Source organism: Verrucomicrobiota bacterium (genome assembly GCA_038744685.1).
Lineage (GTDB): Bacteria > Verrucomicrobiota > Verrucomicrobiia > Opitutales > Puniceicoccaceae > Puniceicoccus.
Genome location: JBCDMB010000026.1, coordinates 1 through 24,743 on the forward strand (window position 1 = coordinate 1; position 24,743 = coordinate 24,743).

Here is a 24,743-nt window from a genome sequence, read left to right on the forward strand (position 1 = left end):
CTCAGAAGCCTTCGTCAGAGAACAGGCTGTGGCCCAGCCGCCGCCCGCTTCCGTAAGACCCCCGGGACCCAAGCCCATGAGAGGGGCAAACTGGCGGGGACTCTCCACTCTTGGAGGACTCAGAAAAAATCTCTTCGGGTAAAATCGGATGAATCCACTACTCTTTTTTCTGACAAAGGTCATTATCTCCGCTCTCGTTGTCGCAGTTGTGAGCGAAGTAGCAAAAAAATCCGGCCTCTTGGGTGCGCTGATCGCCTCGATCCCTCTGACATCGCTCCTTGCTATCATCTGGCTATATCTCGACACGGGAAATACTAAACAGATCGCATCGCTGGCAACGGGTATACTGTGGCTCATTCTCCCTTCCTGTCTCTTTTTCTTCGCATTACCCCTACTCCTTCGATCTGGACTCAACTTCTGGATCTCCCTTTTTATCTCCTGCGCTACTACTGCTCTTGCCTACGCGTTCACCCTATGGATCTTACAAAAACTTGAACGTGTATAGATCGGATACCGGTGGATCCCCATCGGATTTGACCTGAAAAAAGACGAAACCTCAAAAGTCATAGTTTTTGCTTCATCCTGTAGGGTCGATCCTTCATCTTGCGCTTAATGCCAAAAAGAGACGACCTCCAAACCATACTAATCATCGGCTCCGGCCCCATAGTAATCGGCCAGGCTTGCGAATTTGATTACAGTGGTGCCCAAGCATGCAAGGCTCTGCGAGAGGAAGGCTACAAGGTTGTCCTGGTGAACAGCAATCCTGCCACAATTATGACGGATCCGGAGTTTGCCGATGTCACCTACATAGAGCCCCTCGTACCCGAAATTTTAGAAAAGATTATTGCCAAAGAAAAGCCCGACGCCCTACTCCCGACTCTCGGAGGACAAACCGGACTAAATCTCTCCATGGATCTCGCCCGCGAGGGAATTTTAGAGAAATACAACGTCCAGTTAATCGGTGCAAATTTTGCAGCGATCGAAAAAGGCGAAGATCGAGAACTCTTCAAAGAGGCCATGCTCAAGATTGGTCTCGACGTTGCGCGATCCAGAACCGTCTCGTCCATGGCTAAAGCAGAAGAGGCACTCTCAGAACTTGGAAGTTTTCCCGTGATCATTCGTCCCAGCTATACTTTAGGCGGAAGCGGTGGAGGAATTGCCTACAATCGACTCGAATTTGTCGATATCGTCGAAAACGGCCTTGAATTATCGCCTGTGCATGAAGTCTTGATCGAAGAATGTCTACTCGGTTGGAAAGAATACGAGATGGAGGTGATGAGGGACCATAAGGACCAGTGCGTGGTCATTTGTTCTATCGAGAATTTTGATCCAATGGGAGTCCACACCGGAGATTCCATAACGGTCGCACCCGCGATGACATTGTCAGACAAGGAGTATCAGCTGATGCGCGACGCATCGTTTGCCTGTATCCGCGAGGTAGGCGTTGAGACAGGAGGAAGCAACATACAGTTCGCAGTCGATCCGGAAACCGGACGAATGGTCGTCATTGAAATGAATCCACGCGTCTCGCGAAGTTCGGCATTGGCCTCCAAGGCAACCGGCTTCCCAATCGCAAAAATTGCGGCCAAGTTGGCTGTCGGTTACAGTCTTGACGAGCTGTCGAATGATATCACGCGCAAAACCCCTGCCTCATTCGAGCCAAGTATTGACTATGTTGTGACAAAGATTCCCCGATTCACTTTCGAAAAGTTCCCCGGTGCAGATGACACCCTAACGTCTTCGATGAAGTCTGTTGGGGAAGCCATGGCAATCGGAAGAACGTTTAAAGAATCTTTCCAGAAAGCGTTTCGCTCGATGGAAATCGGAATCGAAGGATTTGCAGATGACCGGTGGAATAGTCATGAAGAGGAGGAAATTCGCTCAGGCCTGGCGAGGGCTACTCACTTGCGCCCTTTTCACGTGCGCAACGCCTTGAAGAACGGATTCTCCATTGAAGAAATTCACAAAATCACCGCTATCGACGTCTGGTTTCTTCATCAATTAAGAGAGATTTGCGAAATTGAAGAAGAGCTTCGAACAACAGACTTCGATGAGCTTGATTCTTCATTCTTCCGAAAAGCCAAGGAAGCAGGGTTTTCCGACCAGCAAATTTCGAGACTCTGCGACACCACCCGCCAAACTGTTCGCAAAAGAAGGGAGGGGCTCGGAATAAAAACGACCTACCGCCTGGTGGATACCTGCGCAGGCGAGTTCGAGGCCTACACTCCCTATTACTATTCGTCCTACGGTGATGAAAACGAGATCACCAAGTCTGACCGGAAAAAGATTATGATCCTTGGGGGAGGTCCAAACCGTATCGGACAGGGAATCGAGTTCGACTACTGCTGCGTTCATGCCTCATTCGCCCTACGTGAAGCCGGATTTGAGACCATCATGGTCAACTCAAATCCGGAAACCGTTTCGACAGACTATGATACTTCGGACCGACTCTTTTTTGAGCCACTTACCCTTGAGGATGTGCTTGAGATTTACTCACAGGAACAGTGCTCAGGAGTGATTGTTCAATTCGGCGGCCAGACTCCGTTGAATCTCGCGACCGACTTAAAAGCTCACGGCGTCAACATCATCGGCACCTCACCTGACAATATCGACCTCGCCGAGGATCGGGGAAGGTTTAAGAGGATTCTTGAGAAAACCGGACTGAAACAACCCGTGAACAAGGCAGCGATCTCTCCCGAGGAAGCCTATGAAATGGCAGGTGAAATCGGTTTCCCAATTTTGCTCAGGCCCTCCTTCGTCCTTGGAGGAAGAGGAATGTTCATCGTTTACGACACACAGGAGCTCAAGGCCGTCGTAAGAGAGGCCTTCGATGCGGCTCCCGGCAAACCTGTCCTTCTCGACAAATTTCTCGAAGACGCGATCGAAGTGGATGTTGACTGCATATCCGACGGCGAGACCACAGTCATTGGCGGAATGCTGGAGCACATTGAGTATGCAGGCGTCCATTCAGGAGACGCGGCCATGGTTCTACCGCCGCACACCCTAAAAAATGAACTGATAGACGAAATGAGGACGGCGACCCATAAACTGGCAAAGTCTCTCGGAGTCGTTGGTTTAATGAACATCCAGTTCGCGATCAAAGACGATGAAGTATACCTCCTAGAAGTAAACCCTCGAGCTTCCCGCACCGTGCCTTTTGTTAGCAAAGCAACCGGTGTCCCACTCGCAAAGTATGCTGCTCGGGTGATGGCAGGAGAGAAATTGATTGACCTTGGATTTACCAAAGAAGTCACCCCGCCCTACTTTGCGATTAAGGAGTCGGTCTTTCCGTTCTCACGATTCTTGGGGGCGCCCATCGTTCTGACTCCTGAGATGCGGAGCACTGGCGAAGTCATGGGTATCGACGAGGATCTCGGCATTGCATTCGCCAAAACCCAAATGGCTGTGCAACCGCCTTTACCGAAAGAAGGCAATGTTTTCGTTTCGGTGAAACCTGCGGACAAGCAAAGAAGTGTCGAGATTGTCAAAGACCTGATTGATCTCGGATTTTCAATCGTCGCCACACGAGGCACCGCAAAATTTCTGCAAGATAACGGTTTTGAGGTCACTACCATCGAGAAGATCAGCGACGGAGGACGACCAAACGTGTCCGACCTAATCAAGAACAATGACGTTCAGATGATCATCAATACCCCTGTCGGGATGATGCCGCGAAAAGATGAAGGAGTCATCAGACGGGAGGCAATTCTCCATCGGATCTGTATAATGACCACGCTTTCAGGTGCAGCAGCAGCCGTGAAGGGGATTCGTTCCATAAGAGAGAAGCCCATTGAGGTCCGTTCGATACAAGAATTTGTCGAGATGACCCGCAAAGCACACAAAAAAACTCTTAACTAAGGTCGCGCCCGTCTCTTGGATCTCCCTCAACCGCGAGGAAAGGTTGGAAAGCTAAAGGGCAAAATTCCCGTGAGTAATTTTTGACAAGGCTAATCCCGACCTGGTAGCAGGGCTTTCTGCTGGTTGACACCACTCGGTTCCATGCGTCAAAAGAGAGGATGATTTCTTGGATTCAGAACACCCTTGAGAAAAAGGGGCGGTTTATCTTCATCCTCCTTTTAGCGGTTGTGATCGTCTCATTTGTCTTCGTGATCGGAGAGACACCCGGGTGCGTAAGCGGCGAGGTTGGCGTCTCGTCCCGCGACTATTACGGCTATGACCTGAATTCTGAGTCAGAAACCCGTGGCCTTATTCAGGAGGTAATCGTCAGCTCTATCGTTACGCGGGGGCAAAGACCACAGAATCAGCAAATGCTGGAACAGGAAATCCTTTCGCGGGCCGCCCTCCTTCACCTTGCCGATGTCGCAAAAATTCCCGAGCCTTCCCAAGAAGCATTTGTCCAGTATCTAGCTTCCATCCCTTTTTTCCAAGATTCCGAGGGAATCTTTGACCCGACACGCGTCACCAGCTTTCTTGACCTCACCCAACTCAGCCGGCAATTCGACGAGGCAACGATCGACAGAACACTCAGCAACGACTATCGCATTCAGCAACTCATGAGTGCTATTGCAGCTCCTGGATTCACTCTACCTTTTGAAATCGAAGAGCAGGCTCGTCGGACAGCCGCAACCTACGATCTGTCGGTAGCCACCTTGTCCTCAGATAGTGTCCCAGCCCCGACCGGACCTTCCGAAGAAGATCTAAACGCGTTTTTCGAGCAGCGAGTCGAAGCTTACAGGATTCCAGAGACTCGACTTCTCTCCGTTGTCCGTTTCGACCCCCAGAAATTCGCTGAGACATCTGAAGAACCCACTGAAGATCAGATAGAGGAGTTCTTTTCCAACCGCCGTTCGGACTACATCGATCCAGATGCGGAAGACCCTGCGCTCGCGCTGCCAAATCTTGAGAATGTCCGCGATCGTGTCGTCTCAGATTGGAAGGCTGAACAATCACAAACCGTTGCCGGAGAATCTTCTGCCGAATTTGTTTACGCGCTTTTCGATCAGGAGATCGACTATGGAACCCCGGAATTTGAACAGACAGTCGATGCCTTTTCAGGTGATTTAGAGGAATTACCAGAGATGGTAGGCACCACCCTTCCATTGAACGCCGGCCTTCCTCAATCGGCTCAAAATGAGGCACTTCGCTTGGACCAGATCCGTTACTACTCGGACCCCATGTCGACAGACAAGGATATCGTCGTCCTGATTCTTCGCGAAATCGTTCCATCCTCCATTCCCACGTTGGATGCGGTAAAAGAAAAGGTGACCGCGGACTTCAGAGCAAGTGCCGAGCAGGAAGCATTCGTTGCGAAAGGAACCGAAGTTCAGAAGGAGCTCTCGGAAAAGATTGCTGCAGGAAGTACCTTTTCAAGCGCAGCTGAAACTCTAGGCCTCTCAATCGAAAGCTTCACGGGAGCAAGCTGGGAAGAAATTCCGGAAGGAATGGACAGCTCAATTCTTCAACGCGCAGAAAGCCTACCAGACGGAGAGGTTTCCTCTATGGTAGTTACAGGAGACTCTGGTAACTTCCTTTTTGTCAGTTCGCGGACGGCCCCGGAACTTGGTCCTGACTCTGAGAATTACGCCCGCACACGGGATATGCTCGCTTCCAGCACTGCCCGACTGTACCTGTCCTCTTTTATTGGTGATCTGATTCAGTTCGGGCTTGCTCAGGCGGACCCAAGCAGTCGGTAAGGCCTCTGATAAATCCCTGCCTTGCGAGTCAAAAGAATACTTCAGGCAGCTACGGCCGTTTGTTCAGCAACGGTCGCTATACTCATTCTTCTCTTTCTCGGAGTTGGGTGCCGCGCGCTATTTCCCAAACAAGTATCCAGCGAGAACCGGATCTCTAGTTTCCCCAGTAGCAATCTCCCGATCGAAGCTCCCATAGAGATATACTGGAACGAGTACCTCGTCCCGTTCATTATCGCCAAGTCCGACAACGACCTCGCTTTTGCCCTTGGCCTCTTTCACGGTCATTTTCGTGAAGGTCAATTGACCACCTTACGGATGATCTCTCAGGCAAGGCTTTCGGAAATGGCAGGACCCATCGCCGCCGATATAGACGATGCCTTGCGGAGACTCGACTTCGGGAAGGCAACCGAGGCCACCTTAGCGCTTCTGGAACCTTCCACCAAAGACTGGTTGGAAGCCTATGTCCGAGGTATCAATACAGCAATTGAACGATCTCCGCAGGTCCCGCCGGAATTTGGCTTTCTTGGCCTTAAGCGTGAGCCCTTTACCGTTGAGGATCTACTTACCTTCGGAAGGCTTGCGGGAACCGATGTAAACTGGCTCACCCTCATCTCGCTCCTCTCCGAACGAGGAACCGCACAGTTTCCGGAGATTCTCGACCACGCCAACCTCGTGAGCCGCAAGAGCACCACAAGCTTTTCATCAGCCAACAAGGAGGAGGGAACATTTCTCCATGGTGATTCTCAAGGATCCCAGCCTACCGGAAAGCATGCTCCAGACGATTCCCACCTTCTGCGAAAGCAAATTTCCCAAATTCTTCTATCGTCCAGTCGTAGTGGCAGCAATACGGTTGCGATTGGAGCTGATCGGTCTGCAGACGGTCACGCGATGATCGCAAGTGACCCTCATCTCGGCCAAGCTCTTCCCAATTTCTGGACCGTTGTTGGTATGAAATCTCCCAACTACCACGCAGTTGGACTGATGATTCCCGGTCTTCCATTTCTCGGCCTTGGCCGCAATGAGAACATCGCGTGGGGTGGCACCAACATGCGTGCAGCCAGCTCTGAGCTCATCGACGCAACAAACTTGCCGATCACCGAGACTCGCACCGAAACCGTGGGTATCCGTTTTTGGCCTGACCGTGAAATCGAAGTTAGAGAAACTGAGTTTGGACCAATCCTCAGCGATTCCGAAGTCTTTCCCGCTGCACCTGGAGAAACCATCGCCCTCCGCTGGATGGGTCACCAACCATCCGATGAGATAACGGCTTTCCTCAACGCAAACCGGGGGCAGAGTGTCGACGAGTTTCTTTCTGCCTTTGGTGGCTACTCGGTTTCCGGGCAGAACATGATCGCTGTCGACGACTCTGGAAGCATTGGAATGGTTCTCGCAGTCGCCCTGCCCCAAAGAAGTTACGACGAACTCGCGGACATTGTGCTCGACCCGGACGACGTTCGCGATGACTGGGATGTCATTCTCGATTCAGACGAACTCCCGCAAATCAAGGACCCTTCCTCTGGGTTTCTTGCCTCGGCGAATAACCTTCCGGTCGAGATGGTCCCACCGATCGGCTATCTATTCAACGAGTCGGAACGGATTGATCGGTTGATTGAGCTTCTGGAAACGCGTGAAAAGTGGACGGTTTCGGACCTGATGAGTTTGCAGCAAGATGTCTTCTCACCGGCCTCCTTCAAGCTTGCTCGTTTCCTAGTCGACTGGAATTCCACTGATGCGGATTCACCTATCATGCAGGCAATTGATTCCTGGGACGGAAACTATGACGTCAACTCAGAAGGAGCAGCTGCCTTTGAGCTGTGGCTGGCCAGTCTTCTGGAGCAATTTCCAAGCGATAAATTTGGTTCCTCGTATTTCAGCGATTGGCGTTACGTAGCCACAGGCTTCTTCGACGATCTGGCCGGTCTCAGTGATCGTGAAAAAGAAGAGCTAATCACCGTCAGCCTCGCAGAAGCAGAAGCACGGTTCGACGAATATCCGACCTGGGGTGATCTACATTTCATCGAAGCTGGCCACATCCTTAAGGCACTTCCAGTGGTTGGCGATCGTTTTGTCTACCAGCGCTTTCCGGTTCCCGGTTCCCGTGAGACCATCTACAAAACCGCTCATAGCGTAATTACGGAACCCCACACTTCACGATATGGTTCTCAATCACGTCATATTTCCTCCATGGCAGACGCCGACGACAATTGGTTTGTCCTCTTTGGCGGACAGGATGGATGGATTGGAAGCGCGCACTTTGACGATCAGATCCGCCTTTGGCAGGAGGGTAAATACATGAAAGTCCCACTGCGGATCAAGACGGTCGAGACGCAGTTTCGCAGAAAAATTGTATTGGAACCCTTGCAGTAGGATTGCAAACCGAAGGAGCAAACCGAGCTTGTGAGATAGAATCCGTCATAGTCGGGAGATTTCACCTCAAACTTCCCACTTGTTCCTGAGAAAGGAAACCACTACCTCTGCCTTATGACCAATTCCGTTCCGTCCTACTCAACTCCCGTTAAAATCGTTAGTTGGATACTCCGCCTACTCGCAGCTTTCATTTTACTGCAAACGCTGTTCTTCAAATTTACCGGCGCAGCGGAGAGTGTCTACATATTCTCTCAACTGAATGCTGAGCCATGGGGCAGGTATCTGAGCGGAGTTTTTGAGCTTATTGCCGGAATCCTGCTTCTCATTCCCAAAACAGTTGTTTACGGAGCAATTCTCGCCCTCGGAGTGATCTCTGGTGCCATTGGCGCCCACCTGACCAAGCTGGGTATTGTCCTTACCATCAATGGCGAGTCTGACGGAGGATCGCTCTTCGCGCTGGCCGTTACCATCTTTGTATCCTGTTTAATCATTTTGATTATCCATCGAAAAGAAATCCCTGTGATTGGTCAGAAACTTTGACCTAAGCAGCACTCCCTTTTTACTCATTCTAGACCCCTAACCATGAGTTCGGTTCTCAATCTTCTCCTTCGCGGTGAACGCCTTTCCACTTCTGAGATGGCGGAAGTTCTTCGCGTTGGGCCCGAAGTGGTAGAAAAGGAGATCCAGAAACTTCAGCAAGACGGAACCTTGCTCGGTTGGTTGCCAGTAATAAACCCGGAAAAAGTAGAAGAGCAACGAGTCTCTGCTGTGATTGAGTTGCGGATCAGCCCAGAGCGAGAAGGAGGCTTCGATCGAATCGCCCTCCGTGTCAGTAAATTTGAAGAAGTGCAGACGTGTTACCTGATGTCTGGCGCTTACGACCTGTTGGTGATTGTTCGAGGAAAAAACCTTCAAGACGTGGCGCGATTCGTCTCCGAGAAACTCGCCACCCTCGGTGGCGTTCTTTCTACTGCAACGCACTTCCTGCTACGCCCTTACAAGGAACAAGGCCACCTCCTCCTTCTTGAAGAAGGAGCATCCGAGAAACCAGCGGTAAGCCCCTAGGCTATGTCCAGTTCCGAACATTCAAACCGGACTGGTGACTCGGCCCGGTTCATCGCCGATCACGTGATTGACCTACCACGGTCGGGAATCAGGGACTTTTTTGCGATCGTTGCAAAAATGCCTCAGGCAATTTCCCTCGGGATCGGAGAGCCCGATTTTGTGACTCCGTGGCACATTCGGGAAGCGGCAATATTCGCCTTGGAAAGAGGGAAAACCTCTTACACGGACAACAAAGGTCTCCTCCGGCTTCGCAAAGAAATCAGCAAGTACTTGGAGCAGAAATTCTCCATTTCCTATTCTCCGGAGGAGGAAGTTCTGGTTGCAGTTGGGGTATCCGAGGCGATGGACCTTGCTCTTCGCGCGATGGTAAACCCTGGCGACAAAGTCCTCTTCCACCAGCCCTGTTACGTCTCCTATTCTCCGAGTATCCGGCTTTCACACGGTGTAGGCATCCCAATTCCCACGTCCGCAGACAACCAATTCGGTCTCGATCCGGAACAGTTGAGAAAATGTTGGGAACCTGGCTGCAAGATTCTGGTCCTCAATTTCCCGACCAACCCGACAGGAGGAACCGTTGATCGAGAAACCCTCGAACAGGTAGCCGCCTTTGCCCGCGAAAAGGATCTTCTCGTGTTTAGTGATGAAATCTACGCTGAGCTTACTTACGAAGGTGAACATCTAAGTATCGCATCACTTCCGGGAATGAAAGAGCGGACGATTTTCCTCCATGGCTTTTCAAAAGCCTACGCGATGACTGGGTTCCGGATCGGTTACGCTGCTGGTCCTGCGGCGTTAATCGAAGCCATGATGAAGGTGCATCAATACTCGATGCTGTGTGCTCCGATACTCAGCCAGGAAGCTGCCTGTGAAGCTCTTCGCAATGGACAGGATAGTGTTGAAAAGATGAAGGATCAGTATCGCGACCGGAGAGACTTTCTTGTCCATCGATTCAACGAGTCAGGCCTTCCCTGTCACCTGCCAAGAGGTACCTTCTACGCCTTTGCGGACATCCGCCAAACCGGAATGGACGAAATGACCTTTGCTAAAAAACTTCTCGAGGAGGAGGAGGTAGCAGTCGTTCCAGGGACCGCCTTTGGCGAGAGCGGAAAGGGTTACGTGCGAGCCAGCTTTTCAACCAGTTTTCGCAGGCTTCGCGAGGCAGCCGATCGTATCGAACGATTCGTGCAGAATTCACAATGAATGAGGCCACGGTGGAAGCCCTTCCAAAAGTCGCTCTGGTAGGCCGTCCCAATGTAGGAAAAAGCCGCTTGTTCAACCGGATTAGTGGTGGACGCGAAGCTATTGTTCACGACAAGCCGGGAGTGACCCGGGACGTAATGGAGCGTGTGGTCGATGACCGCTTCACCTTGCTGGACACCGGGGGGATCGGATTACCAGAAGAGAATGCGCCGGGGAGAATTGTAGATGCAGTGGAAGAGCAGGTCTTCGTCGCGGTAGAGTCATCTGAAGTGATCCTGTTCATCGTCGACGGGAGGGAAGGAATTGTTCCACTCGATGAAGAGATCGCCTCCCGACTGCGCAAAGATGCGAGGGGACCAGTGATTGTAGTAGCCAACAAATGTGACAATGAAAACGTCGCTAATGACATTCACGAGTTTTCTAAACTCGGATTTGGAAACGCCCTACCCGTTTCAGCTGAGCATCGAATCGGCATCGGACAGCTCCTGCGGGCAGTTGGAGTAGCTTTACCAAAAGATGCTTCGCCGAATCGGGGGACGGATACCGAAAGTCGAATTCGAATCGCCTTTGTCGGAAAACCAAACGTAGGAAAGTCATCCATCACCAACCATCTCCTGTCCTCTCAACGACTCATAGTCAGCGACGTCCCCGGCACCACGAGAGACTCGATTTCACTCAATTTGGATTTTCCCATGCCAGATGGGAGAACGGGTAGATTCCGCCTCATCGACACGGCCGGAATCCGCTCGAAGCATAAGGTCGATAGTTCCGTCGAGTATTTTTCCAACCTACGAACCCGTCGAGCGATCGAAGAGAGCGATGTAGTGTTTCTACTTCTAGACGCAATGACCGGTGTGACCCGTCAAGACAAAGCCCTTGCGGGCGAAATCCTCGAAGCGGGTCGATCATTGGTGCTTGTTGTAAATAAGTGGGATTTGGCGTTGGAGGCTTTTCGAAAGGGGGGTGTAGAAGGTTTTAAGAATCCGAAGGATTTTCAGGCCAACTATCGAAAAGCTGCCGAGAAGGAACTCTTCTTCCTTCCGCAGAGCCCTTGTCTATTTGTTTCAGCCAAGACTGGTTTCGAGACGATCTCTGTGCTTGGAACGGCCGAAAAAGTGGATCACCTCCAACGCATGACTCTACCAACCGGTCAGCTCAACCGGACCATCCACGATTTGGTAGAGGCCCGGCCGCCAAAACGAATGCACGGCAAGCCGTTCAAGGTCTTCTACGCGGTTCAAACAGGATTTCAGCCTTTTCGTTTCCGTCTTTACTGCAACCGACCCGAGAAATTCGAAGACACCTATCGACGTTATCTTGAGAACGGAATCATCAGCACCTTTGGTCTGGAAGGAAGCCCTATCCGTTTTCAACTAGTGGGGAAAGAGCGCCGAAATGCGGACGAACGGTAGGTGTTGAGCCTAATGACACTTAGATATTAGTTCTAAAGCGTCCCCCGTAGCGTCGGTCGTGAGACCGATGATCAGGAATGCCTACGGTAACTGACACGGCCAAAGTCATCCGCTTGGGCGGACTTCGGTCCTTCGACAGGCTAAGGGCGGTGAGCTTTGTCGAACCGCGAGTTCAGTCGAGTCTCAGCTGCTTTCGATACCGATTTCGATTTCGATTTTCGCAATCATCCTTTATCTACGGAGCGGTTGAACCATGAAACTACTCTTTCTCTCCAGCGATCCGATCTCCTTACCCTCTCTTCGTGTGCTGGCAGCTGGCGATATATCGTCCGTCAGCGTTAGCGGAGTCATTACCGGCACCGACCGAAAAAAAGGCAGAGGAAAAAAGCTACAGCGGAATCCAGTTGCCGAAGCTGCTGAAGGCTTTGGTCTCCCGGTTCTGCAAACTGAAAAACTGACCGCTTCCGAACTAGAGAACTTTACACCGTTCGACATGGCTTTGGTCTTTGCCTTTGGGCAGATTCTTTCGTCCAAGATTCTCTCTTTGGCTCCCCATCGCTTTATCAACCTTCACGCCTCTCCATTGCCACTGTTACGAGGGGCATCCCCCATCGAAACCGCCATTGCCGAAGGGTGGACGGAGACGGCCGTCTGCCTGATGCAACTCGTTCGTGAAATGGATGCCGGTCCTGTTGCGGCGAAAGTCGATATTCCGATTACGAGCAGTGAAACAGGTGTGGAGCTTAGAAGAAAAGTCGCAGATTCCTGCCCCACTCTTCTTTCCCTGCTTTCCGGTCAGTCCCTTTCATGGAAGGAGCAAAATCACTCCGAAGCCACATGGTGCCGCAAGATCACAAAGGCTGATGGTCTAATCGACTTTTCCATGACAGCAAAAGAAGTTGTTAATCGTGCAAGGGCTTTCGCCGGATGGCCCGGATCTTCTTTTTTGTTGAACGGAGAACTTGTGAAAGCTGAACAGATTGAAATGAACGACCAGACCGGACTCCCCGGCACCATCTTAGAGGCATCACACCGTCTAATTATTGCCTGCCAAGATAGTTCTGTATCCATTAAAAAGATACAACGACCCACCCGAAAGATGATCCCGTTCCAGGATTTCCAAAACCAAACTCCAGTCATTGAAGGGAGCCGCATTGACTTTCAAAAATCCCAGCCTCTTCAGTGGAGCAAAGTCTGAACGGAAAGGATAGTCTGGAAGCCTACAGGATTCCCTTCTCTCGAATCCAGCGATAGAGATGGGGCGGAGGCTTAAGCTCACTCATCTGCGCCTGAAGCGATGCCGGCCTTGTCTTTAGCTTTCCTGCAAGCGGTTCCAGCTCGAGGGTAAGGTCTTCCGGGCGAGTAGAGGAATCGGAGAACGAAGCGATCGAGGCCGCTTGAATCGAATCCTCAGGAAAACCAAACCGTTCAAGGATTGCTTTACCGAGGTCATAGCGGGAAACCGGCTCACTCCCCGCCCAATGAAAAATCCCGTGAAGATCGTTTCTCTCAATCAATTCGACAATTACCTCAGCCACGTTTTCCGCAGAACAAGGCTGCCGCTTTTCATCCGTGAAGAGAGATGGTTTCTCACCAGCAAAAACCGCGCTTAGGATCTTCTCGTGGACGCTACGCTGTCCCGAAACGCTATTGCCGTTCACGATTGTAATTCGGAGAACCACCGGTCTTTCGGAGTTAAACTTCAGCACTTCACGCTCCGCCATGAGTTTAAGCTGGCCGTAGAGACTAGTCGGATTGGGAACTGCCGTCGACCGGTAACCTCCTTCTCTCCCGTCGAAAACCATATCGGTCGACAAGTGGATCAATTGAGCACCGAGATGTCGGGTGAGCATTGCCAACTGTCGGGGAAACGCCACGTTGACCTTCTCGGCAAAAGACGGGTTTTGATCAACGTCCGCAGGACTGCTGACTGCAGCAGCATTGACCACTACGTCCGGCCACTCTTCGAGAATCAACCGCTCGACTGATTCCTGGTCAGTGATGTCGAAGGTTCTCTCGGAAGCAATTCCTTCTACGCCTGAAGCCCTACTTCCAACAAAGGAGAATGTCTCTATTCGCCTACGCACGAGCGACCTTGTCACAGCAGAACCGACTAGCCCGGAAGCACCGAATACGAAAACCTTCATAGGGAAACCTTACTTACTGCAACAAAGGCTACAATCGTAATACCAATGGAACTGTAGGGCACGTGAATCATCCTCTTTTCGAAACGGCTATTGCCGTTCCGCTATCTCTATTGCTCTACAGCGTTTGTTGGCTTATGATCCGTTGCGACGCGCGCAAGCATCTGCTCAAAGAGGTTGATCGTAGCTGTCCATGGGTAACCCTCCGCAGTTTTGCGCGCTTCCTGTCGAATCGAGCCCCACGAATCGTGATGTTTTACGAGGTCTCCTGCCATGCTTTGGAATGCCTCCCGGTCCCCCAGCGGGACCAACATTCCATTCTCTCCCGAATTAATGAACTGCCGGCCAGCCGCGTAGTCATAGGTGAGGACGACTAGACCGCTCGCTAGAGCCTCGACGACTACATTCCCGAATGTCTCCGAAGTACTTCCAAAGAGAAACAGATCCGCTGAAGCATAATGACGCCCCAAATCATCGTCGTAACGCATCCCAGCAAAAGTCACCTCGGGCCATCGTTTCTCCAGCTTTTTCCGCACGGGACCGTCACCCACGACTACCATCTTCAGCCCCGGAAAAACTTCCCGAGCCCTCTGCCACGCCGATAAAGCGAGCGGTACATCCTTTTCTGCGGCAGCCCTGCCCACATAAATCGCGACGGGATCATTTTCTGTAGCACCCCATTCTGCACGCAATCCAGGATCTCTCTTCGACGGATCAAAAAGAGCGGTGTCTGCCCCGCGTCCCAGCATCTCTAGCTTCCGGATTCCCTGTTCCTCGAGGCGTTCAATCAAGACCGGGTCGGGAACGTTCGTTAGAGCGCAGGCGTTGTGAAACCAACGGAGGTAACGCATCGTAACGCCTTCCAAAAACCGAAAACCATAATCCTTACAGTAATCCTGAAAATTCGTGTGGAAGGTCGAAGTTACCGGGATGCCGAGTTTGCGCGCAGCACGAAGGGCTGCAAAACCGAGGGGACCTTCTGTCGCTATGTGAACGACATCGGGTTGAACTCGTTGAAAAAGCGATCGCATCCTACCAGGGCGAGGTAGACCAAACGAGAGCCCTGCATAGCCGGGAATCGGAACTCCGAGAACAGGCACGAGCGCTAGATTCTCAACTTCCTCGCCGTTCCTCGCTTTTCCCGGTTTGATCAGCGTGATCTCATGCCCTTTCGCCAAAAGACCACGCACCAGCCTCTGATTTGTCATGGCAACGCCATTGACCTGTGGTGGGTAAGTCTCGGTAACGAGCGCTATCTTCATCATCAATCCAGTAGACACTCATCTACCTGACGACGAATGAATTGTGACCCAGAAGTCATTCGTTTCCGTCAATCTTCAGTCACAATTACCGGCCTGGCGCCAGCACCAGGAATGAATACGACCACCCGTTTTCGACACCTTCCCGTCTCATCAGTTCGCGGGTGTACCGCTCGCACCAGTCTGGAAAGTAAGTGTCCCCGACTACCTCAGAATCGATCAAAGTAAGGTAAAGAGCTCGCCAATGCAGAAAGCTCTCCCGGTAAAGCTGTTCTCCACCTGCAATCCAAACTGCTCGTTCAAAACCGGCGAGCGACGCGTAGGCCTCGGCTAGCGAAGAAACTCTCTCCGCTCCAAGAGGACTCCATCCTCTACGGCTGCTCACAACGACCGTTCGCAAGGCTCCTGGAAAACCGCCATTCCGGCTTTCATAGCACCGTCTTCCTTCAATGACTGCTCCCCCTCGGACGTTCTCGCGTAAATACCTTTCATCCGAAGGGATTTTCCAAGGGAGCCCTCCGTCCACCCCTATTACACCATTCCGCGACACCGCTACGATCGCCCGAAGGTCCATTCCGGGAGGTGGGGTAGTTTCAGCCATTTACCACCGTTAAAACGCAATCCACGAACGACGCAAATAACCGTCGCTGAATCGGCACCTTCGGAGCTTTTGAATGCTCAACCCTAGGGTTCAAGAGTCTTCTTTTGCGTCTTTGAACGGAAACCCTTTTCCTTTTCCTGCACCCGAGAGCGCTTTAGCGAGCAAACCGGAAGGGAGTCTCCGTTCAGCATCGTCCCGCTCATTCGGTAGGAGTGGACGCAACTGTTCCGCAAAGTCCTCGAAGTCGAGTTTTAGCCGTGAGAGGGCTTCCTCGAATTCGTCTTCGCGTTCTCTACCGAAGGTTTCACCAGCTTTCGACGTGGGCTGCCGGGCCATCTCTCCTACTCTCTCCAAGGCATCCCGAAACTCGCGCAGGTTCTCAAACACTTCGTCAAACGCCTCTTCGATTCGATCAGGAAGCGGTGGAGTCATCCGCAAGGCGGCATAGTAGCGAAAATACTCGGGCAACACCAAAAGGAGAGAACCCATTACTATCGAGACACCAAAAACAACTATTCCGATCAACGAGAAATCGCGCCAAACCGCTATTCCCGCAAACACCGCTGCTCCATAACAAAGGACCCCGGAAAATCGGGAAACCCATGGATGCCAGTCGGGCAGGCTACCGAATCGGTAGGAGCGGCTAGCAAAACGGTCCGTCATTCATCAACGAGGCCGCGGATAGTAGCCAACTTTACGATAGACTTTTGAAAGAGTCTTGTAAGCGCGCTTCTGCGCAGCCTCTGCCCCTCTCTTTAGAACTTCTTCCAAAAAGCCCTTGTCCGCCATCAAATCCGCATAGTCTTTCTGGACGGGTTCCAAAATGCTGACAACGGAATCAACTACGGCGGTTTTCAATTCCGCATACCCTTTACCAACAAACTCCTGCTCTAACTCGGGAACCTCAATTCCGCTGGTCACAGACAGAACCTGAAGAAGATTTGCCACTCCTGGTTTATCCTCAGTCGACCGAATCTCAGATCCAGAATCCGTCACCGCAGACATGATCTTACGCCGAATCGTTTTTGGCTCATCAAGGAGAAAGAGCGTAGCAAGAGGATCATCGTCTGACTTGGACATCTTTCGAGTCGGATCCTGCAAGGAGCGTATTCGAGAACCAGCTTTCGGAATTAGAGCTTTCGGAACTGTGAACGTGTCCGAGTACTGGTGGTTGAATCGGCGGGCAAGATCCCGGCATAGTTCAAGATGCTGCCGCTGATCCTCTCCTGTTGGCACCTGGTCCGCATTGTACAGTAAAATATCAGCCGCCATAAGAACGGGATAAAAGAGAAGACCGGAATTGACCGTTGCCTGGGCGCGGGCACCCTCATGGCTAAAACGCATCCCAGTTTCCTCAGCAGACTCGTCAGTCACTGAGAATCCGAGCCTCGCAGCTTTTTCCTTGAACTGAGTCATTCGCTGCAAATCACCAATTGGCGTCAGGCAGCTCAATATCCATGCCAACTCTGAGTGGCCAGTAACATGCGATTGAATAAATAGAGAGCACTTCTCAGGATCCATTCCAGACGCTATGTATTGCGCTAAACAAGACAGGGTATTCTTTCGGAGATCCGCTGGAACGGTTTTTGCTGTCAGCGAGTGCATGTCCACAATTCCAAAGAAACACTCCGACTCATCGAGCAGGCTTGACCAATTCCGGAGAGCACCCAGATAGTTGCCCAAGGTCAGCGCTCCTGAAGGCTGTGCACAGGTGAGTGTAACTGGTTTTTCCGACTGTTTTGGTGTTTTCATTCAAAAATTCGTGAACGTTCCGGGTGATTGTTGCGTCATACTTGCAGACAACCGGTAATATTACTATTGCAGGATACCATTAGGAGCTTCAATACTTCCGATCATTCAACTCAAAATTTCGGCATAACTCATTTTCATCCAAGGATCTTCGTTTTTTTAACCGAAGACGTGATCGCTTGAATTCTATTCAAAAGTGGCTACAGCAACCTTATCTCCTGAAGATACCCTTAGACTGAAAGAATCCTTGAAAAGGTGCCCCTCGGGGACTTTCGAGGCTGCCGTTGAGTACCGGGAAACCTCCAGACCTGAACTCGTGCCGGTAATCGTTTCGGGAATCATCGAACGTTTTCTTGAGCCAGAGGTTAAACCACAACTGAAGTCGGGTCGGCCCGACATTCGTCTGTTTGAAGATCTCGGGATTGATTCTCTCACCATGATGGAAATCGTCATTTTGGTCGAGGAAACACTCAACATATCATTCGAGAACGAAGAACTAAAGGAGCTTCGGACGCTGGAAGACATTCAGGCCTACATGGACAGCAAGGTGACTGGAGCCCCAGTTCCAAAACGCGCTGCTTCACTCAACTTCGAAGAAATCGCATCCGTTTTGCCACAGCAGCCTCCTTTCCTCTTTTTGAACAGAGCTTCGGTGAGCACCGACTCTGCGAAAGGCGAATACCAGGTGGAGGGCAGTGAGTTTTTTCTCGAAGGACACTTTAAAAACAATCCGGTAGTCCCCGCTTCAATTATGATTGAGGCACTTGGCCAGCTTGCCGTTCTTTTCCTGCTCAAATCCGGAGGGTCTGCGGTTCCGGGGAAAGTCTCGCCAGAGACGGTTTTCTTCAAGAGCTGCGACGGAGTTCGTTGCCACCGAATCTGCAAACCGGGAGACCTTTTCTCTATGGAGGTCAAGTTGAAGCGGATCCGTCGCCCAATTGCCATTTTCGAGGGAACCATTACCGTAGGCGATGAGAAGACTGCGTTTGCGGAAGAAATTTCTCTCGCCTTCGACTGTGTCCCAGAGGAAGAGACTACTCCTGATCCAGCCGCCAAAGTCCACACTAACGGCACCTCCCCAGCTGAGCCAGTTGTCAAGGTCAACGGCAACGCGCACGCTTCCGTCCACGCTTCCTAGGGAAACGGGCGTAGCATCGGGCGACAGCAGTGGGCTCCAGTCCCCACCGAACCGCAAACGTCAATCGCCCAAAAGTCCTCTACCTTTGCACAACGTTTCCGAGGTTATCGGAAACCTTTGTTGAGCGAGAGGTAAGGCACCTTTCTTCAAAAGTTCCGCTTCAGGTCATCTCCCTGTGGAAGGGCCACAACCTGGACGGGATCGAGGTAGAGCCGATTCGTTTTCACCGCCTGCTAAGCCTGGTGTTTCATCTTCCCTATTGGCTGGCTCGCAATCCGAGAGGTCTCGTTCGCATTTTGCAGCAACTTCTAGGGCGTTTCCCTCGATCCTTTCTCAATCTTCAGGAAACTCTGCTGGGAATGGGGATGGGAGTCCTGCTCGCCAAAAGAGTCTCCAAGGAACCTCCACTTTGGATCCACGGGGTTTGGGCCACTGCTCCGGCAACGACCGCATTGACCCTCCACCTTCTCACCGGCTCAAGATTTTCCTTTGGAGCCCACGCTTACGATCTCTTTCAAAATGGAGGTGACTGTTTACTCGCTGAGAAAATAAGATATGCGGCCTGGATCCGGACTTCGACCTTGGCTGCGGCGAAAGAAATCGAACGAAGAGGTGCATCCAGAGAACGCGTATTCGTGATCCGCCGTGGGCTGGAGGAGCTTCCCGATGAATCCACACCCCGCGAAACGAGGGAGCCACTTCATCTCGTTTCGGTAGGTCGTCTGGTGCCGAAGAAAGGACATCACCGATTTCTCAAGACCTGTCGTCTGCTCAGTCAGAGAAAGGTAGAATTTACCGCTGAACTGATAGGAGACGGACCTCTTCGCAAGAGTCTCGATCGGGAGATTAAGAAGTATCACCTCAATGAACAGGTCGCGTTGACCGGAGCACTACCGCATGAAGAAGTGAGTCTGAGATTAGCAAGAGCAGACCTCTTTTTGTTTACGGGCGGGGTTTCTGAAGACGGCAACCGAGATGGCCTTCCGAATGTGTTGCCGGAAGCAATGGCCCACGGTATTCCGGTGCTAACCACCCCCGTGGAGGGAGCTCTAGAGGCCATCAAAAACGGGGAAACCGGCATTGTCCTCGAGGCCGAAGATCCGGAGGCCTGGGTAGCGCAGATTCTCGATCTTTGGAGAAATCATCGTGCCCGAAAGACTCTCGCTGAAAATGCTCGACAGTGGGTGGAGGCGAATTTTCTCACTGCCATGAACACCGGTCAGCTAGTCGATTTGATTCTCGCTTCATCCTCCGATCCTTCGCCGAAAGAGACCGTCCATTCGGAAAGATGCCAGATCCAATGAAAGAGATCATCATCAGCCGAACGGATCGGATTGGAGATGTCATCCTCACAACCGCGACTTTCGCTCCGCTCCGGCAACGTTTCCCAAATGCGCACATTCGCGTGCTTGCCCAACCGGAGATTGCTCCTCTACTCAATGGACAGAAACACGTTGAACCGGTCGCCTGCGCTTCCGGTAAAGGAGCAAAGCGAATGAAATCCGACCGTATCCGTCAGTGGAAACGCTATTTCAGTGACAATCCGGCAGACTGCATTGTCTTTCTCCACCCTGACAACGACCTTCAGATTGCAGCGGCACTTGCACACATACCCCGACGAATCGGATACCGGAAGCAGATGGGTGGACTCGCCCTCAACGAAACGATCCCTTACAGACGCCACCTCGGCCTCAAGCACGAAGCCGCTTGCAATTTTGACCTTCTCACCAAAATCGGGTGCCCAGAACCCAAAAGGATAGAACCCCACCTGGTGGCACACGAATCTTCGCCTATCATCGGTGAATTTGCGGTCTTTCACACAGCAGCTTTTGGCAACAAGCCACGCTGGCCCACAAAACACTTTGCCGCTCTCGCTGAGGAGATCATTGAAGAGTTTGGCTGGAAGATCGTCCTGATTGGGGCCGAACCAGAAGTTGAGACTGTAGAAGCCTTTCACGAAAAAGGAATCTCTGCATCTTCTTGGGAGGATCGCTGTGGAAAGGATAACTTGGAGGCTACCGCTGCGATCTTACGAAACGCACAGGTAGTCGTTTCACGCGACAGCGGACCCGCCCACTTGGCGTCAGCATTGGGAACCCCGCTTGTCTGTTTAATGGGTCAATGCGATCCGATCCACTCTCCCCGCCGTTGGGCTCCTATCGGGGATAGGGTCGAGACCATTATCTCTGACTTATCCGCTTTGAAAGGAGAGAGCAGGGAGGCCCGTTGGCAGCGCTGCTTTGAAGCCATCCATCCCGATAGAGTCATGGCTGGCATCAAGTCCGTCTATCGTCAGCAATCGTAATCAGCCGCCATATTGTTTCTTTTGCGCTTAGCCGAACCTCTCTTAGCCTCTCCCCATGCCTTTTTGGAAAAAAGCCGTTATCTGTATAGTCACGATTGAAGTTCTCGGCAACGCAAGTGGACTGGTTACCCTTTTTTCACTGGAAGGATGGTATGACTCTCTCAAGAAACCTCCGGGAACTCCACCGACAGGAACGTTTGGTCCGGTCTGGCTGATCATCTACGCTATGATGGGTCTTTCGCTCGCACTCCTACTGAGCAAGGAGGCCCAACGGTCGCTTAAACGGAGGGCACTTACCTGGTTTGTGGTCCAGTTTTGTCTCAACCTATCGTGGACGCCGGCATTTTTCGGCCTTCAACGAATCGACCTGGCTCTTGTGATCATCATCCCCATGCTTCTCGCCATTCTCATGACGATTCGATCCTCCTGGCCAGTAAGTAAGACTGCGGCACTGCTGCTGCTGCCCTATCTCCTTTGGGTAGGCTATGCCACCTACCTAAACGCCGGTTTTCTCGTGCTCAATCCTCCCGGTTGACGGGTGTTCGAGTCGATTTGATCGCCTCTTTCCGAGGCTTCCACCAAATTTGGAATCACTATTCCAGCGGCGCGGCGCTTCGATTTCGACGAGCGTCTACGAAGGACTTCACGCAGAGCACCAAAAAAATTCCGCAGACGACCAGCATGGCGATCATCGAGCCGCCTGCGAGATTGAGCTGGAATTCGCCTTTTGCTGCGGTAGGAATGATTCGACCCAAAGGGGCGAGAAAACCCAACAACCCAAATGTCGCCGCGATGTGCATACCTAGCTTCAATCGATCAGGGTTTAAGGCGAGAAGAGATGAAAGGAGAATGGGCACTCCGGCTACCGCCGGAATGAACGCGGTAAAGCTCTTGGCTTCACTGGCAAAGTAACCAAAGAGAGAGATCGCGATGAGAAGAACACCGGTAACAATACCAATTTTTGCGTAATTCATCCCTCCGACTAGAAGGAAGACTACCCTTTAGGCAAGACCGACTTCCGCAACTTCACTCTCAACCGATTTCTCAAACTCCCCATGGACTGATCATCTTTCAGAATGAACACTCGCTATACCCATCCAACAAACCGCCAGCCTCGTAAACCATCCGAACTCGTCGTTTTACAAGCTTTGGCTCGAAATCTTCACTGGCGTAGCCTGTGGTCTATCGGTCATTAAGGTGAAAAAATGGGACACGATTCGGTCCTTGAGCAAATCGTGATGGCGAGTCTGCTGCACTCGGAGGGCCTGATCAACGACGGCCAAAAGCGACTGGAGGAAGGATTCACACTGGAAAAGGAAGTCGAGATACCCTCTTAACGACGAAGCAATTTCCTCTGTGTAGGTGACAGTTCTGAGCAACTTTTTAGTTCATCCTTTGCGGCTTCTCGTCCGTCGATCAAACAGGAGAACACCGATCGATACAACTGCCATCATGGAAAACGTGTTTGCCTCTGGGATAAAAGTCGTCTCAGCGTTGCCTCCTGGAGCAAGTAAACCGAGCGCGGTCTGGATGATCTGACGCTGATCGAAGTCAATGGCGAGAGCCCCAGAGTTCCCCAAGACTAGTTGTGAAAGACTTCCCGAATCGCCTACTACAATCGAGCCGCTCACTGTTACGCTACCCAAAAGCCCTTGCCCGCCTGAAGGATCGTAAAAATCCAAATGAAATCCGATGTATCTGTCCTGAGTAAGTCCGCGAAGAGCATCGGATGATGAATCAAACCCTCCTGTGTCAAACTCGATCTCGACCCCCAGAAAACCGAGCCCTCCAAAATTTAGTTCACTTTCAGGTCTCGATTCGATGATCAAAGAGTCTGCACTCCCGAGAAACTCTATATGAGCACTAGAGCTCTCGAATAGAAAGCCAGCTTCCGGAACCCCAAATTGGAAACTGGTCACATAGCTCTCAACAGTAGAAGGGTCGGTTTCCCAGCCTCCGATGGACTCATCGCTAAAATCAATCTCGAAGAGCACCTCCTGACCAATCTCAAATGCATCAGGCATCCCTGCATTCAAGTAGTTGAATGCGGTTTGAATCGAGACCGGATATCCCGAATGGGACAAAGCCATCCCAATGACGGTGGGGAGGAGGAAAATAGATTTACGATTCATAGGATTCTCTCATACAGGCTGAATCACTAAGCCGTTTATGTAACGAATACAATGCAGGTCTTCGTTATCGACCAGACGAATCTCACCATTCACCAAGATTGATTCGATCAAGTGCAGGAATGCCGGTTATCGGGGAAAACATGATGCGGTCAGGATCGCTTACTCTCTCGTATTCGAAATACTGCAAGCCAATCGCACGTTTAAGCAATTTAAGGGTTCTCACCATAAACACTTCAGAATTCTGGGGGTTTTTCTCATCAACACTCCCATACCTCCCGGTTCCTATGAGAGACAAACGTTCGTCCCAATGAGCACTGAAAACAAAACGGAAGTTAGCTGATTCTAGGTAGATATCTTTATCGGTGATAAAAATCACTGCCGTTCGGTCGGTTCTTTCAGGAAGCATCGCGGACACCTCTTCCATACCATGATGAAAAGACTCTGCCACATATTGGTCGCGAAACTGATTGTAGTAAGCGAAATCCATCGCGGATGCTGGCATTGCTTTTACAAATAATCCAGTGTCTTGGGAAAGCCAAGACGCCAGATCTTGCGCCAAAGGCTCCGGGAATCCGTCTAATGGAACAAGGTAAACCGCTGGCCTGTCGGAAAGAGAATGCACCGATGAATCCGTGCCGGGAGGAGGAGTTTTCTCAAAAGAGCCAGAACGTGCCCCAGAGATCGCACTTATAGTCGCTACAATCACAATCGGAACCGCAATCATTTTCAAGACTCTCAGCCAACTGCCCTTTGCAGACTCCTCATAGTCTTCCCATATCTCAGGTGGCACCCGCTCGTTACCAAGAGCGACAGATTCGATCTCTTGGCACTCAAGATCAAGAAATGCCATGTCCTCCTCGGAAAAGGACTGGCCAAACGAATTGACGCTATATTTCGCAACTAAAAAATCTCCTTTTCGATAGACGCGGACCCTCGTCCTAACCTTGCTCATATTGAAAGACAAAAGATTACCAAAGAAACTGCCCCGCTGGAAAACCTCTTCATCCAAGGTCCCTTGGATCTTTCTAAATCCACGCTCAACCAAATATTCGGACAAACGCGTCTGACCGACATGTTCGGATTCTTTCCATGGAATCATAATCCTCGTAAGCATTATTTCTTAACTAGCGCATTAGGTGGAAAGAACGCCTCGACATAATCTTCATCGATCTATCGAGGCAAGATTACTTCCAGCAACGCCTTGAAAACAAAACCAGAAACGCTATCGAGTAGATTGCTCCGACGGTACTACGCATCGAGCTTACGAAAGAGCAGGCCAACCCCACACATCCAGAAAAGCCGAGGGTTCGGAGGCGGCTCTCGGCAGAAACGGGCGATTCGGATCGGTGTTGGAGTTGCAGGGTTCGGATTGGAATTTCGTAAATAGTCAAGACGTGACGTCTTTCTGTCTGTCTTTAAGACGTGACGTCTTTCTGTCTGTCTTTCTGTCTTCGTGATGCAATCATTAAAGTCGAGAAGTGACGTGCTTACAGGTCTTGATCTGTTCCTGATCTCCTTGTGTTTAGACCATTTAGCATACGGCTCTGTTCCTCTGGAGGAAGTTCTTTAAATCTCAGTAATGCTCGGAAGTGGGTTAGGTATATTGGAATAGCCCCGATAAAAGTTATTAAAAAAAAGGCCAAAGACATAAAAATCGTGACGTGCTTTCCTTCTTGATAAGTCATAATTCCACAATAGTTCAAGGTGACACTTCCCA

23 protein-coding genes are annotated in these 24,743 nt (G+C 51.2%); 14 read left to right on the forward strand and 9 right to left on the reverse strand.

Features of this window, described 5'->3' with window-relative positions; genetic code table 11:
• Positions 1-148 precede the first annotated feature (148 nt).
• The 3 genes from AAGJ81_12910 (at position 149) to AAGJ81_12920 (ending at position 5,654) form a co-directional block, all read left to right on the forward strand.
• Complete coding sequence (locus AAGJ81_12910; protein ID MEM0967040.1) at positions 149-505, forward strand: DUF3147 family protein; 357 nt, start codon at positions 149-151, stop codon at positions 503-505.
• A gap of 107 nt (positions 506-612) precedes the next feature.
• Positions 613-3,858, forward strand: coding sequence for a carbamoyl-phosphate synthase large subunit (gene carB / locus AAGJ81_12915; GenBank protein MEM0967041.1), 3,246 nt, complete (start codon positions 613-615; stop codon positions 3,856-3,858).
• A gap of 158 nt (positions 3,859-4,016) precedes the next feature.
• The gene (locus AAGJ81_12920; protein ID MEM0967042.1) at positions 4,017-5,654 is read left to right on the forward strand and encodes a hypothetical protein; all 1,638 of its coding nucleotides are present in this window, start codon (positions 4,017-4,019) and stop codon (positions 5,652-5,654) included.
• A gap of 117 nt (positions 5,655-5,771) precedes the next feature.
• Here AAGJ81_12920 and AAGJ81_12925 read toward each other — a convergent pair whose 3' ends face one another.
• On the reverse strand, positions 5,772-5,939 hold the full coding sequence (locus tag AAGJ81_12925; GenBank protein ID MEM0967043.1) for a hypothetical protein: 168 nt from the start codon (positions 5,937-5,939) through the stop codon (positions 5,772-5,774).
• Between AAGJ81_12925 and AAGJ81_12930 the strand changes: the two genes are divergently transcribed.
• From AAGJ81_12930 to AAGJ81_12955, 6 genes are all read left to right on the forward strand, one after another.
• Positions 5,886-8,021 (forward strand): penicillin acylase family protein, encoded by a 2,136-nt coding sequence (locus AAGJ81_12930; protein MEM0967044.1) that lies wholly within the window; start codon positions 5,886-5,888, stop codon positions 8,019-8,021. The two genes, AAGJ81_12925 and AAGJ81_12930, sit on opposite strands and share 54 nt — an antisense overlap.
• 114 nt (positions 8,022-8,135) lie before the next feature.
• The gene (locus AAGJ81_12935; protein MEM0967045.1) at positions 8,136-8,561 is read left to right on the forward strand and encodes a DoxX family protein; all 426 of its coding nucleotides are present in this window, start codon (positions 8,136-8,138) and stop codon (positions 8,559-8,561) included.
• Positions 8,562-8,603: 42 nt separating this feature from the next.
• Positions 8,604-9,086: an Lrp/AsnC family transcriptional regulator gene (locus AAGJ81_12940; GenBank protein MEM0967046.1), complete on the forward strand. Its 483-nt coding sequence runs from the start codon at positions 8,604-8,606 to the stop codon at positions 9,084-9,086.
• 3 nt (positions 9,087-9,089) lie between these two features.
• Positions 9,090-10,286 carry an aminotransferase class I/II-fold pyridoxal phosphate-dependent enzyme gene (locus tag AAGJ81_12945; GenBank protein MEM0967047.1) on the forward strand — a complete coding sequence of 399 codons (1,197 nt, stop codon included), beginning with the start codon at positions 9,090-9,092 and terminating at the stop codon, positions 10,284-10,286.
• Positions 10,283-11,698, forward strand: a complete 1,416-nt coding sequence (gene der / locus AAGJ81_12950) for a ribosome biogenesis GTPase Der (GenBank protein MEM0967048.1) — start codon at positions 10,283-10,285, stop codon at positions 11,696-11,698. The genes AAGJ81_12945 and der overlap by 4 nt, the downstream gene beginning before the upstream one ends.
• Before the next feature lie 253 nt (positions 11,699-11,951).
• Positions 11,952-12,896, forward strand: coding sequence for a methionyl-tRNA formyltransferase (locus AAGJ81_12955; GenBank protein ID MEM0967049.1), 945 nt, complete (start codon positions 11,952-11,954; stop codon positions 12,894-12,896).
• A 22-nt stretch (positions 12,897-12,918) separates the two neighbouring features.
• Here AAGJ81_12955 and AAGJ81_12960 read toward each other — a convergent pair whose 3' ends face one another.
• From AAGJ81_12960 to trpS, 5 genes are all read right to left on the reverse strand, one after another.
• Positions 12,919-13,845: an SDR family oxidoreductase gene (locus AAGJ81_12960; protein ID MEM0967050.1), complete on the reverse strand. Its 927-nt coding sequence runs from the start codon at positions 13,843-13,845 to the stop codon at positions 12,919-12,921.
• A 107-nt stretch (positions 13,846-13,952) separates the two neighbouring features.
• Entirely contained in the window at positions 13,953-15,107 is a 1,155-nt protein-coding gene (locus tag AAGJ81_12965) for a glycosyltransferase family 1 protein (protein MEM0967051.1), read from the reverse strand.
• A gap of 82 nt (positions 15,108-15,189) precedes the next feature.
• Positions 15,190-15,702: a dihydrofolate reductase gene (locus AAGJ81_12970; protein MEM0967052.1), complete on the reverse strand. Its 513-nt coding sequence runs from the start codon at positions 15,700-15,702 to the stop codon at positions 15,190-15,192.
• Between the two features lie 90 nt (positions 15,703-15,792).
• Positions 15,793-16,365, reverse strand: a complete 573-nt coding sequence (locus AAGJ81_12975; GenBank protein MEM0967053.1) for a hypothetical protein — start codon at positions 16,363-16,365, stop codon at positions 15,793-15,795.
• A gap of 3 nt (positions 16,366-16,368) precedes the next feature.
• Complete coding sequence (gene trpS, locus AAGJ81_12980) at positions 16,369-17,454, reverse strand: tryptophan--tRNA ligase (GenBank protein MEM0967054.1); 1,086 nt, start codon at positions 17,452-17,454, stop codon at positions 16,369-16,371.
• A gap of 193 nt (positions 17,455-17,647) precedes the next feature.
• On the opposite strand from trpS, the gene AAGJ81_12985 reads away from it, so the two are divergent.
• Genes AAGJ81_12985 through AAGJ81_13000 form a run of 4 tightly spaced genes read left to right on the forward strand, consistent with a single transcriptional unit; the run spans position 17,648 to position 21,429 of the window.
• Entirely contained in the window at positions 17,648-18,589 is a 942-nt protein-coding gene (locus AAGJ81_12985; protein ID MEM0967055.1) for a phosphopantetheine-binding protein, read from the forward strand.
• 29 nt (positions 18,590-18,618) lie between these two features.
• The gene (locus AAGJ81_12990) at positions 18,619-19,893 is read left to right on the forward strand and encodes a glycosyltransferase (protein ID MEM0967056.1); all 1,275 of its coding nucleotides are present in this window, start codon (positions 18,619-18,621) and stop codon (positions 19,891-19,893) included.
• Positions 19,890-20,894: a glycosyltransferase family 9 protein gene (locus AAGJ81_12995; GenBank protein MEM0967057.1), complete on the forward strand. Its 1,005-nt coding sequence runs from the start codon at positions 19,890-19,892 to the stop codon at positions 20,892-20,894. The genes AAGJ81_12990 and AAGJ81_12995 overlap by 4 nt, the downstream gene beginning before the upstream one ends.
• A 55-nt stretch (positions 20,895-20,949) precedes the next feature.
• The gene (locus AAGJ81_13000; GenBank protein MEM0967058.1) at positions 20,950-21,429 is read left to right on the forward strand and encodes a TspO/MBR family protein; all 480 of its coding nucleotides are present in this window, start codon (positions 20,950-20,952) and stop codon (positions 21,427-21,429) included.
• Positions 21,430-21,487: 58 nt separating this feature from the next.
• On the opposite strand, the gene AAGJ81_13005 is transcribed toward AAGJ81_13000, so the two are convergent.
• A complete protein-coding gene (locus AAGJ81_13005; protein ID MEM0967059.1) occupies positions 21,488-21,868 on the reverse strand; it encodes a hypothetical protein in 381 nt (126 codons plus the stop codon).
• A 231-nt stretch (positions 21,869-22,099) separates the two neighbouring features.
• On the opposite strand from AAGJ81_13005, the gene AAGJ81_13010 reads away from it, so the two are divergent.
• Positions 22,100-22,231, forward strand: a complete 132-nt coding sequence (locus tag AAGJ81_13010; protein ID MEM0967060.1) for a hypothetical protein — start codon at positions 22,100-22,102, stop codon at positions 22,229-22,231.
• Between the two features lie 51 nt (positions 22,232-22,282).
• Here the strand turns inward: AAGJ81_13010 and AAGJ81_13015 are convergent, their stop codons facing one another.
• Together AAGJ81_13015 and AAGJ81_13020 are read right to left on the reverse strand one after the other, a co-directional pair.
• Positions 22,283-23,026, reverse strand: coding sequence for a hypothetical protein (locus AAGJ81_13015; protein MEM0967061.1), 744 nt, complete (start codon positions 23,024-23,026; stop codon positions 22,283-22,285).
• An 82-nt stretch (positions 23,027-23,108) separates the two neighbouring features.
• Complete coding sequence (locus tag AAGJ81_13020; protein MEM0967062.1) at positions 23,109-24,125, reverse strand: hypothetical protein; 1,017 nt, start codon at positions 24,123-24,125, stop codon at positions 23,109-23,111.
• Positions 24,126-24,743: the final 618 nt, after the last annotated feature.